Source organism: Spirosoma soli, from assembly GCF_042684525.1.
Classification (GTDB): Bacteria; Bacteroidota; Bacteroidia; order Cytophagales; family Spirosomataceae; genus Spirosoma; species Spirosoma soli.
This window is the reverse complement of sequence record NZ_JBHULN010000010.1, coordinates 67,815-81,532: the sequence shown is the minus strand read 5'-3', so window position 1 is coordinate 81,532 and position 13,718 is coordinate 67,815. Positions and strand designations below refer to the sequence as shown.

The following is a 13,718-nucleotide window of genomic DNA, read 5'->3' as shown; positions in this document are numbered from 1 at the left end:
TAAGAATTACGTTTGTACTGAAGTAGATGTGCTTAGACTAGCAGTGTCTTTATTAGCTTAAAATACAGCCCCATGTGTTATTTCCAGTCTGTGCTGGGACAGTCGGTTTTTCGATACGGTAACCGGATTAATATTACTCTGGCTATCGAATAGGTTGGCGTACAAACCTTTTGGCTCACGTACCAGCACCGTATAGCGACCAGCCGGTAAGCTTACGCAGAACTTGCCATTTTTATCAGTCTTAACCGTTTTAACCGGTTTGGCTTCCCGAACGGAATTAACAAAACCGTTGTCGCCTGCATCTACTTGCCCCAGGTTTAGCAGAGGAAAAATCAATACCTCGCGTTCGGCCGGTACACCACCAGGGTTAGGGCGGGGCGAATCCGGGCTAGGCATGTAGTTACCGCGTTTGACGACAACGTTCCCACAAATTCCTTGCACGACCGTAGACTTTGACGTTTTTGAGCGCTGGCTTTTCTGCGCGTTGGCTGAAGGCGATGTACATAGGCCTAGCATGATAAGCAATGTAGATAGATAGCCCATCCTGTGACGGTAGAAACGGTATCTTATCATAGTTCTAATTGCTTATTCACATCATCTAATGTATGCCAGGTGGTTGTTTCGTTTTTTACGTTTAATGCATGAATGTAATCGAGAAAGTCTTCAATATTATCAAAGGAGGCAAGACTTTGCTGAATCGCTTCGTATTCTTCATACGAAATGACCGCAAATTTGGGTTTGCCTTCGGCCTGTATAATTTGCGCGTTAAGTATCATTCGTAAATATTTTTTCGATGTCCAACGTCGATAACTGCAATGATGCGCACTGTATCATGCTTGTCGTACAAAACTCGGTAATTACCTACTCTTAATCTGAAAATGGTTTCCGGATGATTGTTCGAGCGTTTAACATTCGTTTTGCTATCCGGGTCTATCGCTAATTCCTCAAGAGCTGTAATGATTCGCTCGTTGTCTGCTTTAGGAATTTTCTTAAGGCTCTAGAGCGCTTTATCCGAAAATTGAAGTTGATAAGCCGCTATATCACTTCTTAAAGAACGAGTCGACGAACTCCATCTTGTTGAACGTTTGCAGATCTTCAATCTTTTCGCCGACGCCTATGTATTTGACCGGAATCTTGAACTGGTCTGAAATGCCAATGACAACGCCACCCTTTGCGGTACCGTCTAGTTTCGTAATGGCCAATGCCGTTACTTCGGTCGCTTTCGTGAACTCCGTTGCCTGGATGAACGCGTTTTGGCCCGTTGATCCATCAAGTACTAAAAGTACCTCGTGCGGAGCATCGGGCGTAACTTTCTGCATCACGCGCTTAATTTTGGTCAGCTCGTTCATGAGGTTAACTTTAGTATGCAGTCGACCAGCAGTGTCAATGATTACTACGTCAGCATTCAGATCTGTTGCTTTCTTCACCGCATCGAACGCTACGGCTGAAGGGTCTGTATTCATGCCGTGCGAAATAACCGGCACGCCCACACGGTCGCCCCAGAGCTTCAGCTGGTCAACGGCCGCAGCCCGGAACGTATCGCCCGCGCCCAACACAACCTGCTTGCCCCGCTTGTGGAACTGAGCCGCCAGCTTACCAATGGTTGTCGTTTTGCCCACACCGTTGACCCCTACCACCATAATGACATATGGCTTCTTATCGGCGGGTAAATCAAAATCGTCAGGTACATCGGTTGTGTTATTGTCTGACAGCAGAGCCGCAATTTCTTCGCGCAGAATACGATCGAGCTCATCGGTACCCATGTATTTATCACGGGCCACCCGATCTTCGATCCGGCGGATGATCTTAACGGTTGTCTCGACGCCAACGTCTGAAGAGATCAGCACATTTTCCAGCTCATCGAGTACTTCTTCGTCGACGGTTGATTTACCGACGACAGCTCGCCCAAGCTTGGAAAAAAAGCTGTCTTTCGTCTTTTCCAGTCCTTTGTCGAGCGTTTCTTTCTTTTCTTTCGAGAATAAGCCGAATAAAGCCATAATGGTGGTTAATGAGTTGGTCAGTTGCTGGTTGGACAGTGTTTACTACGCATAATTACTCACTGACCGCCTGACTCACTAGTTAGCCTAACTATTTTTTAATAAAAAAAGTCCCACTAAGCCGCTGGGCTGTGGGACTTCCTGATGTCTTTGTACGGGAAGTTGACAAAGGATGGGCTTAGCTTTTCAGAGCAGCCTGCACTTCATCAACCGGGACCATTTCTTCTTTGAAGGTGTAAGCGCCGGTTTTAGGCGACTTAACGGCTTTGATGATTTTGGCGAATGCCTTACCGTTATCCTTCGTTTTCAGGGTTGCAACTACCTTTTTTGCCATTGTAGTACTTCGGTTTTCGTTTTACAGTTTATCGGGGTTCCGTTGCTACGGCAGCAGACTAAATATAAGCCTGCTATAGACCAAAAACTATAAACGGACTTATTTAATTTCTTTGTGCAGCGTTACTTTCTTAAGGAACGGATTATATTTCTTCCGCTCGATACGAGCCGGCGTATTCTTCCGGTTTTTCGTGGTGATGTACCGGGACATGCCGGGTACACCGCTGTCTTTCTGCTCGGTGCATTCCAGTATAACCTGGATTCTATTGGCGCCTTTCTTTGCCATTGCTAAAGTTCGTTTTCTCGATAAGGAGCGCAAAGGTACGAAATCTGTTTCAATCAGCAAACATATCCTTAAGAAAAGTAATGATTTGTAGCTGGTTACCTGATAATTCACTCCTGGTTTTTGACTTTAGGCTCTTGACTTTCGACCTTTGGTAATGTAATGACTACGCAAACAATCCAATATGAATATGCCCCCGGTCACTTTCGGGCGTCGGAACCAAGTGTCTACCGCCCGGAAATGCTCAACGAGGGCGAAATGATTTTAAACATGGGACCGCAGCACCCGTCAACGCATGGTGTGTTGCGGTTTGAAGTGGTTACCGATGGCGAAATCATTGTCGATGTGGTGCCGCACCTGGGCTATCTGCATCGTTGCTTCGAAAAACATGCTCAATCGTTGCCCTTCAACCAGACCATCCCGTTCGTAGACCGGCTCGATTATCTAGCTGCCATGAACTCTGAACACGCTTTTGTGATGGGCGTGGAGCGGATGTTGGGTATCGAAAATAATATTCCTAAACGTACCGAATATATCCGGGTATTGGTTGCGGAATTAAATCGGATTGCCGCGCACTTCGTAGGCATCGGTACGTATGCACTTGATATTGGCGCCTACACACCTTTCCTGTGGCTGATGCGCGACCGTGAACATATTCAGCGGTTGTTAGAGTGGGTCAGTGGTGCCCGAATGTTATATAACTACATCTGGATTGGTGGGTTGTTTTACGACTTGCCTGTAGGGTTTGAAGAGCGGTGCCGGGAATTTGTGCAGTATCTGAAGCCAAAGCTGGTTGAGTTACAGCAATTGGTTATTGAGAACGAAATATTCGTTAAGCGGACGGCCAATGTAGGTGTTTTGCCAATGGCAGTAGCGATCAATTATGGGTGTACAGGGCCAATGCTTCGGGGCTCTGGACTACGCTACGACCTTCGGCGAGTGGATGGCTATTCGGTCTACCCAGAACTGGACTTTGACGTTCCTATTGGCGAAGGCAAAATGGGGACTGTTGGAGATTGCTGGGATCGTAACAACGTTCGTGTACTCGAATGTTGGGAGTCATTACGTATTATCGAGCAGTGTCTGGATAAGCTACTGGGCGAGCACAAACGAACGCGGGATTACGACCCACAGGCTGTTGTTCCCAAAAAGATTCGTCCGAAAGCTATGGACTTCTATGCCCGTGGTGAAAGTGCCAAAGGTGAATTAGGCTTTTTCTTTCGCACAGATGGCCGATCTGATACCCCAGTGCGTTGCCGTTGTCGGTCCTGTTGTTTTCACAACCTGTCGGTCATTAGCGAGATCTCACGTGGAGCCATGCTGGCTGACCTGGTCGCCATTATTGGGTCAATTGATGTCGTGATGGGAGAAGTAGACCGTTGACAGTGAACGGGTAACAGCCAGCAGTCATCAGTTTTGAGTGGGGGCTACTCTAGCACTAAAATGTCTTGCGTGTTCCGACCTAGGCCGTCATAATCTAGGCCGTAGCCAAGCACAAAGCGATTTTCGATCTCAAAACCAACGTAATGTAAATCAATCGGCGTTTTTAGAGCGGCTGGTTTGAACAGCAACGTGGCAACGGAGATTGACGCCGGACTGTCAACAGCAAGTTGGTTCCGCACTTCGCTAATCGTGAAGCCTGTATCAACAATATCCTCGACAACAATCAAGTGACGATCGGTGACGGATTCACTGAGGCCGAGAATCTGTTTGAGCTGTCCTGTTGATTGGGTAGCTGTATACGACGCGACGCGAATGAATGTAATTTCGCACGGAATGCTCAGATGCTTCATGAGATCGGCAGCAAACAAGAAAGCTCCATTAAGAACGACCACTATGAGTGGCTGTTTATCGGCGTAGGCTTGATTGATCTGCCCAGCCAATTCCTGAACTCGTGCCTGGATGGCATCGGCGGTAATGAATGGGACGAATGTCTTGTCCTTGATTGTGAGCATATGAGCGTCGGCGAAGGTCAAAGATACGGCAGGCGCAGGGTGGTGGACAATATTTTGCTCAAAATTAACCAGAAGCAAACGTACCGACCGCCGATTACGTTAATTACGTACTATGGGCTATAGCCTGATTTTGCTCTGATTATCACATTTATAATAACGGGTTAAGACCCGTGATACATAGACTAAATGAAGAACCTATTGTTGGCGGTATTATTAACGGGACTGGCTACTCTAGCACAAGCTCAACTGTATGACCCGTCGGCGTTTGATAAGAAGTATGATGGGTTGTTGAAGCACCCTGGCGTTCAGATTGAGTCGGCGGAGGCTATCAACCAGATGTACAATTATAAGTTTTATGAAGCCGATAAAGAGTTTCGTTGGCTCCGGCTCCGCTATCCGAAGCACCCGATGCCTTACTTCTTGATGGGGCTGGCTGAGTGGTGGAAGATTGTGCCAAATACGGATGTCACTGATTACGACGATAAGTGTTTGATGTATATGGATTCGACCATTGCGTTGGCGGAGGAGCTATATGACAAGAGTGAAAACAAACTTGAGCCGTCGTTTTTCCTGGCGGCTGCCTATGCTTTTAAAGGGCGGCTTTATTCCGAACGCAAGAAGTGGCCGAAAGCGACCCTTGCCGGTAAGAATGCACTGAAGTACTTCGAGAAGTGCAAGGGTAATGCAGAGTTTAGTCCCGAGTTGCTTTTTGGTGATGGGATGTATAACTATTACGCTCAGTGGATTCCGGAAAACTATCCGCTTCTGAAACCAATCTTGATGTTTTTCCCAAAAGGAAACAAACAAAATGGCATCAAGCAACTGGAGAAAACCGCAAACACAGCGTTCTATACGCGAGTCGAAGCTCGTTACTTCCTGCTACAGATATATAGTATGGAAAATCAGTATGACAAGGCCTACGAAATGGCGAAGTACATGACTGAGCAATATCCCGACAATCCGTTCTTTGAGCGCTACTACGCTCGGTCTGCGTTCGTGCAGGGGCGTCTGAACGAAGCTGAACGAGTCTCTAAAGATATTCTGGCGAAAATTGAACGAACGCAGTCGGGCTACGAAGCCGTCAGTGGTCGGACGGCTGCTTACATTCTGGCTTATGTCAATCATTTGTTCTACAAGAACCTACCAGAAGCTAAGAAGTATTATCAGCAAGCCATTGATTTTGCGAAGCAGACTAATTCAATGAATGCTGGGTATTATTGGTCGTCCGTATTGGGTCTGGCTAAAATTGCTACCGAAGAAAAGAACTATGACTTAGCCCAGACGTATTTTAAAGAAGTACTGGACAAAGCAGAACGAAAATCCAGCCAGTATAAGGAAGCTAAAAAAGCATTAGACGACGCTAAAAAGTCGAGGAGAGAGGAGCGCCGGAAGCGGAGAGGGTAAAATAGTAAACAGCGAGCAGCCAACAGTTGCGTATTAAAAATACCTGTTGGCTGCTCGCTGTTTACTAAATCAAGGGATTGGCAGCACCTTGCTTTCTTTAAACGTAGACATAATTACGCTCGTCTGTGTGCTGGCTACTTCTTCGATCTCGTTGATGACGTCGAGCATCAGGGCCTGATACGACGAGATGTCTTTCGAAATCACCTTTAGCAAGAAATCACCTGAGCCGGTAATGTGGTGACATTCAATGATTTCCGGAATCTTGTGGACTTTATCCACGAATAGCATTGTGGTGTCTTTTTTGTGCCCAACCAGGGTTACTGTTACGAATGTCGTTACGCCGAGCCCCACTTTCTCACGGTTAAGCTGAGCATGGTAGCTTTGAATAATGCCCGATGTTTCTAGCTTTTTAACGCGCTCCAAAGTAGGAGCAGGTGATAATCCAATTTCTTTGGAAAGTTGAGCGTTAGTGATTTTTGCGTTGGCCTGGAGTATTTCTAATACGTTGCGATCTATGTGATCTAATTTGTGGTTCATAAACGGGGTGATGTGTTTAAAACTTTATTGCTGGACCTTACAAAGCTACTATCTCTAAGTTAAAATTATCTTAAAAGATATTGGTTTTTTGATAAAATCAGAACAAATGTAGCTTTCATCCGTGATTAACGGGACAAAATTAAGCGAAATGAGCCGCTTGCCAAATTAACCGTTTAGCGCTTGCTGATCTTATTGAGGGTTATGGACCGCTGTTGGCCTGATTTAAAACGGGCGTCTTTAACTGCCGAGAGATCAGCGTGTTTTGTCGAACGGCCTTGGACACGGGCCCGCCACATACGCCAGGATGTTGGTTTCATTTCCCGACGCATTAGATTAATAACCTCTTGCTCCGACAGGCCAAACTGCGCTTCTATAGCATCAAATGGTGTTCTGTCTTCCCAAGCCATTTCAATGATTCGGTCGATGTCTGCATCAGTAAGGGCAAGTACCTTCTCGGATCTTTTCATGATGTTTAAACTGACCAACGAGGATAAGGGTTCTTAGCTTATGAGAATGCGCAAAAAATCAGAACTGCCAACCAAGATTTGCCCTGTGTGTAATCGATCATTCGCCTGGCGCAAGAAATGGGAGCGCGATTGGGAAAACGTCATCTATTGCAGTGATGCCTGTCGGGCAGCAGGCAAACGGCAAAAAACGGGGCAAGAGTCGGCTTAGGTATGCTGCACTATGATTAATTTTGGCGATTAACCCGACCTCGCCAATGCGCTCGTTTGCTTACGTTTGTTTGGTTCTTACCGCCTTCCTGGTAAACAGTTGCCGCCAGGCCAAGCCCGTTGCTACAAAAAAGCCACTTAGTAAGCCTGCTCCCTCAAGACCTGTTGCTGTAAAGCCGGCCCCGCCTAAACCCAAAAATACGGAGCCTAAGCCAACAACGGCGGTGGTTGTTGCGCCCGTTGATACGCTTGAGACCGAGGAAGTGGCCGATTTATCACCCGCGCCACCTAAACGAGAGTTTCGGGCCGCCTGGATTGCGACCGTAGATAACATTGACTGGCCCACTAAAAAAGGATTACCTGTTCCTGATCAACAGCGGGAGTTTGTGAGCATGCTCGACCAGCAGCAGCAAATGGGCTTAAATGCGGTCGTGGTACAGGTTCGCTCGGCGGCCGATGCATTCTACGCCAAAAGCTCTGAACCCTGGTCAGAATGGCTCACAGGACAGCAGGGACTCGCCCCTGAGCCCTTTTACGACCCGCTGGAGTTTATGATTGAGCAGGCGCACCAGCGGGGAATGGAGTTTCATGCCTGGTTTAATCTGGATCGGGCAACGTTCAGCAAAGCGGCAAGCGTAGCCCCAACAAACATTATCTATCGAAAGCCCGAATGGATACTTGACTATGGCGGTCGTAAACTCTTTAACCTTGGTATACCCGACGTTCGCTCATACATCGCCGGTATTGTAGCCAATGTCGTGCGTGAATATGACGTAGATGGAATTCATTTTGATGATTATTTTTATCCGTATGCCATAGCGGGGCAGGTGTTAGCCGACGATGTTACGTATCAGGCCAATTTCAATGGGATGAAGAAAAACGACTGGCGACGCGACAATGTAACGAAGCTGGTTGTTGAGATACGAGATTCTATTCGGGCAAATAAGCCGTGGGTTAAATTCGGGATTAGTCCGTTTGGCATCTGGAAAAACCAACGTAATGACCCTGATGGATCTGCCACAGACGGCGGGCAAGCTTTCTACGATTTGTATGCCGATACCCGAAAATGGGTGCGTGATGGATTGATTGATTATATCGTGCCGCAGGTCTACTGGAGCTCCGAGTTTGGCCGTGTACCTTATAAAACGCTGGTAGAGTGGTGGACCCGTAATTCGGGTAAATGCCATTTATACATTGGTCACGGAGCTTATCGGGTTGGGCGAGGTTCGGAGCGAGATCCGGGTTGGGGACGCCTGACGGAGTTTCCGGACCAAATGCGTTACAACCGTCAGCAACCCGTAGTTCAAGGAAGTGTGTTCTTTAGCGCTAAAAGTCTACGAGATAACCCACTGGGTATACGGGATTCACTGCAAACTAATTTTTACCGCCATACGGCCCTGGTGCCTACCATGCCCTGGTTAGACAGTATTCCGCCCTTGCCCCCCCGCGATCTAAAAGTAGCTACAACCCCCGAAGGCGTTGAATTATTCTGGCAGCAACCCGCTGAAGCGCTGGACGGCGACGGAGCGAACTCGTATCTGATTTATCGTTTTGAAGGTCGACGTCCACATCTACGCCTTGATGATCCCCGATTCATTATTGCCAAGTGCATCGGGGAGTCGACCACGCGGTATGTAGATAAAACCGCTGATTCGAAGAAGAAATACGTTTATGTGGTTACGGCCGTCGACAGATTGAACAACGAAAGCCGCGAAGTAGTGGTAAAGGTGCAATAAACCTATTGCACTAATTCGTCCATAACTTCCTGAACAGGACGAGCGTTAGGAAAGAAGCCAACGAGCTTTAATAAGATACCTTCTACGACCGCATCGGGGCAGGAAGCTCCACAGGTAAGGAGCACCGTAGTTGGCTGAGCTGATTGGCTATGTTTTGTGATGAAGTTTTCTGTCACAACTTCCTGTTTCGTGTGGTTGTTGAAGTGCCGAATGAGGGATTGAGACAAAATCTTCTGTTCCGATTCAATGAAATAAGTTGGCAACTTCTGTTCACAAAGCTCAACAATGTGCGACGTGTTGGACGAATTGTAGCCACCGGCTACAATGGCGAAATCGGCCGGATACGTTAATAGCGCATAGGTCGCATCCTGATTGTCGTTCGTAGCATAGCAAAGTGTGTCGCGGGTGTTTGCGAAATGTGCTTCAACTTGCTCGGGTTGCAACGCATATTTCCGGATCATCACCTGCTTGAGGTAGTCGGCAATGCCCTGCGTATCGGAGGCCAGCATGGTTGTCTGGTTAACAACGCCGATACGTTCTAAATCACGGGTTGGGTTGAATCCTTCGGAGAATTGGCCCGCGAACTCGATGTAAAACTGGTCGACAGGTAACTCGCCGGTGATGTACTTAGCCAGCCGTTGCGCCTGGCTCATATCTTTCACCACAACGGTTGGGGCCGATTCTTTACTGTGCGAAAACGTAGCGCGCGTTTCTTCGTGGCTGGGCTTCCCGTGCACAACGACTGTGTAGTTTTTTTGTCCAATCTGCCCCGCTTTATTCCAAACCTTCTCGACAAATGGACACGTAGTATCGTATTTTTCTATATCCAACCCAATGGATGACAGTTGATGCTGCGTTTCGAGCGTAGTGCCAAAAGCTGGAATGATTACCACATCGTCGGGCGTTAGATCTGACCAGGGCAGCAGTTGCTTGCCAGTAGTATCCATAATGAACCGGACACCACGATCCTGTAAGTCAGCATTAACATCCGGGTTGTGGATCATTTCGCTGAGCAGAAAGATGCGTTTACCCGGATTTTCAGCAATAGCTTTATAAGCGATCTCAACCGCGTTCTCAACGCCGTAACAAAAACCAAAATGCCGGGCAATGAAGAACCGGATAGGGCCAAAGTCGAGTAGCGTGGGCGTAAAATCTCGCTTCAACTTGTCTCGCTTCCGCCGAAACTCTTTCAATGGCGTAATGATGCTGCTACGGTAATACTCGGGTATGTCAAACGATTTCATATGCGCTTTAAATCAGGTACCGCAGGTTGAAGAAGCTCTAGTTGGTCCTATTACATAGATAACAAACCCGTAAATTGCTTCGTTCGCGTCAACTATTGACTTACAAACTTACTCACTTATCCACTTTTTTATGGCTAAGCGCCTGTTGAAGTACAAAAACTATGACGTACATAGTATTACAACCGTTGCCGGAGTTGGCACATCGGCACATCGTCAGAACGCCAATATCGTTACGTGGTTGACCCAGACGGCCATGGGCGGTAAAGTGGTTGCCGTGGCCTTATACAAAGTAGATTACACCATTGAACTCGTTCGCGAGAGTGGTCTTCTAAACATTAACCTGTTAGCTACCGACCAGACCAGCTTAATTCGAAAACTCGGGCAAAAATCGGGACGTCCTGAACCAGACCGCCACGTAGATAAATTCAAAAACGTTCCTTACGCTCTGGATGACCGTTCCTGCCCTTATTTAACCGAAGCAATCGGCTACGTTCAATGCCAAGTACTGCACAGCGTCGACGCGGGCGATCACGAACTATTTGTTTGTCAAGTACTAAAGCAAGTTGTACTCAACCCCGATAAGGAGGTAATGACGTATCATTTTTTGAAAGAGAAAAAGTTGGTCCGTGGATAATTGCTTTGATTATATTTGAAATATCCCTCCTAAACTTTTTCTGACTATGATTTCGCCTTTAACTAGCGAAAGTAGCGCTACGGTTCGTGTGACTGACAATTGGCTGTTTTGGCGCAAGCTGCTGTTTCGCTTCTCGTGCATCTATCTACTGCTTTATATGTCACCCTGGACCTGGCTGGGTGATCTACCCTTGTTGAACGTAGTAGCTGAACTCTACGGGCAAGCTGAGGACTGGTTAGTTAACCTGGGCAACACATACTTATTTCATGTTAAAGATGTGCTTGTGCCAATGAACGGCAGTGGCGATACGTCGTACGGTTATGCGCAATTGTGTCTGTTTACACTTATCGCCGTTGTCGGAACGGCTGTCTGGACAGTAGTAGACAAACGCAGGAATTATGACGTGGGTTATTATTGGCTACTAGTGGGGGTACGGTATTATGTAGCCATGGTTGCACTACGTTACGGGATCATCAAACTGTTTGGGCAGCAGATGATTTTTCCATCGCTTAGCGCGTTAGCAACTCCGCTCGGTGACTTCCTGCCCATGCGTTTTTCCTGGTATTTTATCGGGTATTCTACCCCTTACCAATTCTTTTCGGGAGCCGTTGAAGTGCTGGCGGGCGTATTGCTATTGTTCCGGCGAACAAGCACATTGGGAGCATTTGTGGCCGCGAGTGTCTTTCTGAACGTAATGATGATGAATCTGTGCTACGACATTCCCGTAAAGCTATTTTCAATTCATCTGTTTGTGATGAGTAACTTTCCGCTTTTGGGTGATGCGCAAAGGCTTTTAAACTTCTTTGTTTTTAATAAACCAACGCAACCGGCGTTCCGAATAACAATCCCTAACCGACGGTTGCGAATGGTTCGGACCGGTCTAAAAGTAGCTTTTGTGGTGCTATTTTTAATATTGCCGGTTTGGGAAACGTATCAGCGCACGTCATGGAACAGTAATCCTACCGTGAAGGGTAAGCTAACGACCGGTTTCTTTGAGGTTGAGCGCTTTCAGGGAAACGTTGCGGATAGCCTGCGTTGGAAAGATCTAATTTTCGAGCAAAACACGACTGGTAGTATTCAGACGGCGGACACTTTGTTGCGGCAACGTTATCGGCGGGGGTATTTCTCTTACGCGCTGGATTCCACTAAAAATACCATCGCCTTTAAGAAGTCTAGTATGGACACGAGCGCACTGTTCACCATGAATTATACCATGCCTGACACCAATCATTTGTTGTTACGGGGTAAGATTCGTAACGATACGGTTCTGATAGCGCTGAAGCGTCAGAATCGACATTTTCAGCTCGCTGAGAGACAGTTTCACTGGTTGTCCGAAGCGAATCGATAATGTAGCTTGTCAAAGCTCAAGCACTCGCCCGAGAATATCATCGAGGTATTCGCGCGAATTGGCAAGGCGAGGTACTTTGTGCTGCCCACCGAGTTTACCCCGTTGTTTCATCCAGGTGTAGAACGTACCTCGGGGAACAACGTGTATGCGGGGACGCTGCAGCACCATATCGTTGTAGCGCTTGGCGTCGTAATCAGAATTAATCTGACGTAGTGTTTCGTCCAGTAGCTGATTGAAAGTGTGCTGATCGTGTGGCTCCTGCGCAAACTCAATTACCCATTCATGACAGCCGCTGGTTCCATTACCCATGTATACGGGCCCGGCCGTATAATCGGCGATAACGGCACCTGTTGCTTCAGACGCTCGGGTAATGGCGGCTTCGGCATTTTCGACGATTACTTCTTCACCAAAGGCGTTGATGAAGTGTTTGGTCCGGCCACTTACTTTTAAACGATGGGGGTACAGCGAGGTAAAACGGATAGTATCCCCAATTTTATAACGCCACAAACCGCCATTGGTCGATACAACAAGGGCGTAGTTCTTATCTAACTCGACCTCTTCGATCGTCAGCGTTTTGGGAAAAGGCTGATCAGCGTCGTGTGCTGGAATAAATTCGTAAAAAATGCCGTAATCAAGCATCAGCAGCATCTCGCCAACTCGACTTAAATCGTCCTGAATAGCGAAGAACCCCTCTGAAGCGTTATAAACTTCCTGATAGCGAACAGACTTTGATGGAAATATCTGATGCTGAAACAACTCTCGGTAAGGCTGAAAATTGACCGCACCGTGAACTAGTAATTCAAAATTCGGCCAAACTTCCAGAATGTTTGCCTTTCCGGTGCGGGCCAGTATTTTGTCGATCAACACCAAACCCCAGGTTGGCGTACCAAGTATGCTGGTAACGTTTTCCTGCGAGGTAGTCTCCGCCATGCGCTCCAGCTTCGATTCCCACTCGTCCATAAGGGCAACTTCAATCGATGGTGTTCGTATGAACTGAGCCCAGCTCGGCAGATTTTTCATAACAACGGCCGATACGTCGCCAGCGGCACTGTTGCTACCGTATGGGTTTTGGTGCAGACTCCCACCGATTGATAGTCCTTTGCCTTCAAACGTACGACTATTGGGGTTGTTGGCGATGTAAAGCGCCATCATGTCCTTACCGCCTTTAAAATGACTTTCGTCCAGCGATTCGGTCGTGACCGGAATGAATTTGCTGCGGGCGTTGGTCGTACCAGACGATTTGGCGAACCAGCGAACCGGAGAGGGCCACAACACTTTAGGCTCTCCTTTCATGACCCGTTCAATGTAGGGGAATAAATCCTCGTAACTGGACACCGGCACCAGCTGCTGGAAATCCTGTATGCTTCGGATGGATTTGTAATTGTGTTTACGGCCCCACTCGGTTCGTCGTCCGGCCCGAATAAGTTGATTAAATACCTTTTGTTGCACCGCGCCGGGCTGTTTCATCATGGTCTCAATGCGCGGCAATCGCCGTTGCAGGAGCCATTTAAGCGTGGTGTTTAAAAAGGTCATAGTGTAAAAGCAGGCAGCAACCAGCTAAACAGGCCGGTTA

At 47.5% G+C, this 13,718-nt stretch carries 17 protein-coding genes; 6 read left to right on the top strand and 11 right to left on the bottom strand.

Annotation, left to right across the window (positions count from 1 at the left end):
• Positions 1 to 57 precede the first annotated feature (57 nt).
• The 6 genes from ACFSUS_RS16935 to rpmG form a co-directional block, all read right to left on the bottom strand.
• Positions 58 to 516: a hypothetical protein gene (locus tag ACFSUS_RS16935; protein WP_381524590.1), complete on the bottom strand. Its 459-nt coding sequence runs from the start codon at positions 514 to 516 to the stop codon at positions 58 to 60.
• 53 nt (positions 517 to 569) lie between these two features.
• Positions 570 to 776 (bottom strand): type II toxin-antitoxin system Phd/YefM family antitoxin, encoded by a 207-nt coding sequence (locus ACFSUS_RS16930; RefSeq protein ID WP_381524588.1) that lies wholly within the window; start codon positions 774 to 776, stop codon positions 570 to 572.
• A complete protein-coding gene (locus ACFSUS_RS16925; protein ID WP_381524875.1) occupies positions 773 to 985 on the bottom strand; it encodes a type II toxin-antitoxin system RelE family toxin in 213 nt (70 codons plus the stop codon). Before ACFSUS_RS16925 ends, ACFSUS_RS16930 begins: the two co-directional genes overlap by 4 nt.
• Before the next feature lie 55 nt (positions 986 to 1,040).
• Entirely contained in the window at positions 1,041 to 1,997 is a 957-nt protein-coding gene (gene ftsY, locus ACFSUS_RS16920; RefSeq protein WP_381524586.1) for a signal recognition particle-docking protein FtsY, read from the bottom strand.
• Positions 1,998 to 2,175: 178 nt separating this feature from the next.
• On the bottom strand, positions 2,176 to 2,331 hold the full coding sequence (locus ACFSUS_RS16915) for a DUF4295 domain-containing protein (RefSeq protein ID WP_012929818.1): 156 nt from the start codon (positions 2,329 to 2,331) through the stop codon (positions 2,176 to 2,178).
• 99 nt (positions 2,332 to 2,430) lie between these two features.
• Positions 2,431 to 2,616: a 50S ribosomal protein L33 gene (gene rpmG / locus ACFSUS_RS16910; protein WP_012929817.1), complete on the bottom strand. Its 186-nt coding sequence runs from the start codon at positions 2,614 to 2,616 to the stop codon at positions 2,431 to 2,433.
• A gap of 159 nt (positions 2,617 to 2,775) precedes the next feature.
• On the opposite strand from rpmG, the gene ACFSUS_RS16905 reads away from it, so the two are divergent.
• On the top strand, positions 2,776 to 3,996 hold the full coding sequence (locus ACFSUS_RS16905; RefSeq protein WP_381524584.1) for an NADH-quinone oxidoreductase subunit D: 1,221 nt from the start codon (positions 2,776 to 2,778) through the stop codon (positions 3,994 to 3,996).
• Positions 3,997 to 4,040: 44 nt separating this feature from the next.
• On the opposite strand, the gene hpt is transcribed toward ACFSUS_RS16905, so the two are convergent.
• Entirely contained in the window at positions 4,041 to 4,568 is a 528-nt protein-coding gene (gene hpt / locus ACFSUS_RS16900) for a hypoxanthine phosphoribosyltransferase (protein ID WP_381524582.1), read from the bottom strand.
• Between the two features lie 186 nt (positions 4,569 to 4,754).
• Between hpt and ACFSUS_RS16895 the strand changes: the two genes are divergently transcribed.
• Complete coding sequence (locus tag ACFSUS_RS16895) at positions 4,755 to 5,972, top strand: tetratricopeptide repeat protein (RefSeq protein WP_381524580.1); 1,218 nt, start codon at positions 4,755 to 4,757, stop codon at positions 5,970 to 5,972.
• Between the two features lie 69 nt (positions 5,973 to 6,041).
• Here the strand turns inward: ACFSUS_RS16895 and ACFSUS_RS16890 are convergent, their stop codons facing one another.
• Positions 6,042 to 6,509: an Lrp/AsnC family transcriptional regulator gene (locus ACFSUS_RS16890; RefSeq protein WP_381524578.1), complete on the bottom strand. Its 468-nt coding sequence runs from the start codon at positions 6,507 to 6,509 to the stop codon at positions 6,042 to 6,044.
• A gap of 173 nt (positions 6,510 to 6,682) precedes the next feature.
• A complete protein-coding gene (locus tag ACFSUS_RS16885; protein ID WP_381524576.1) occupies positions 6,683 to 6,976 on the bottom strand; it encodes a TIGR03643 family protein in 294 nt (97 codons plus the stop codon).
• Between the two features lie 46 nt (positions 6,977 to 7,022).
• Here ACFSUS_RS16885 and ACFSUS_RS16880 point away from each other — a divergent pair, with 46 nt between their 5' ends.
• Both ACFSUS_RS16880 and ACFSUS_RS16875 read left to right on the top strand, forming a co-directional pair.
• The gene (locus ACFSUS_RS16880; protein WP_381524574.1) at positions 7,023 to 7,184 is read left to right on the top strand and encodes a DUF2256 domain-containing protein; all 162 of its coding nucleotides are present in this window, start codon (positions 7,023 to 7,025) and stop codon (positions 7,182 to 7,184) included.
• Between the two features lie 46 nt (positions 7,185 to 7,230).
• Entirely contained in the window at positions 7,231 to 8,919 is a 1,689-nt protein-coding gene (locus tag ACFSUS_RS16875) for a family 10 glycosylhydrolase (RefSeq protein ID WP_381524572.1), read from the top strand.
• 2 nt (positions 8,920 to 8,921) lie between these two features.
• On the opposite strand, the gene ACFSUS_RS16870 is transcribed toward ACFSUS_RS16875, so the two are convergent.
• Positions 8,922 to 10,163, bottom strand: coding sequence for a 4-hydroxy-3-methylbut-2-enyl diphosphate reductase (locus ACFSUS_RS16870; RefSeq protein WP_381524570.1), 1,242 nt, complete (start codon positions 10,161 to 10,163; stop codon positions 8,922 to 8,924).
• 130 nt (positions 10,164 to 10,293) lie between these two features.
• Between ACFSUS_RS16870 and ACFSUS_RS16865 the strand changes: the two genes are divergently transcribed.
• A complete protein-coding gene (locus ACFSUS_RS16865) occupies positions 10,294 to 10,797 on the top strand; it encodes a flavin reductase family protein (protein WP_381524569.1) in 504 nt (167 codons plus the stop codon).
• A 46-nt stretch (positions 10,798 to 10,843) separates the two neighbouring features.
• Positions 10,844 to 12,145 (top strand): hypothetical protein, encoded by a 1,302-nt coding sequence (locus tag ACFSUS_RS16860; RefSeq protein WP_381524567.1) that lies wholly within the window; start codon positions 10,844 to 10,846, stop codon positions 12,143 to 12,145.
• A gap of 9 nt (positions 12,146 to 12,154) precedes the next feature.
• Here the strand turns inward: ACFSUS_RS16860 and ACFSUS_RS16855 are convergent, their stop codons facing one another.
• On the bottom strand, positions 12,155 to 13,678 hold the full coding sequence (locus tag ACFSUS_RS16855) for a GH3 auxin-responsive promoter family protein (RefSeq protein ID WP_381524566.1): 1,524 nt from the start codon (positions 13,676 to 13,678) through the stop codon (positions 12,155 to 12,157).
• Between the last annotated feature and the right edge of the window lie 40 nt (positions 13,679 to 13,718).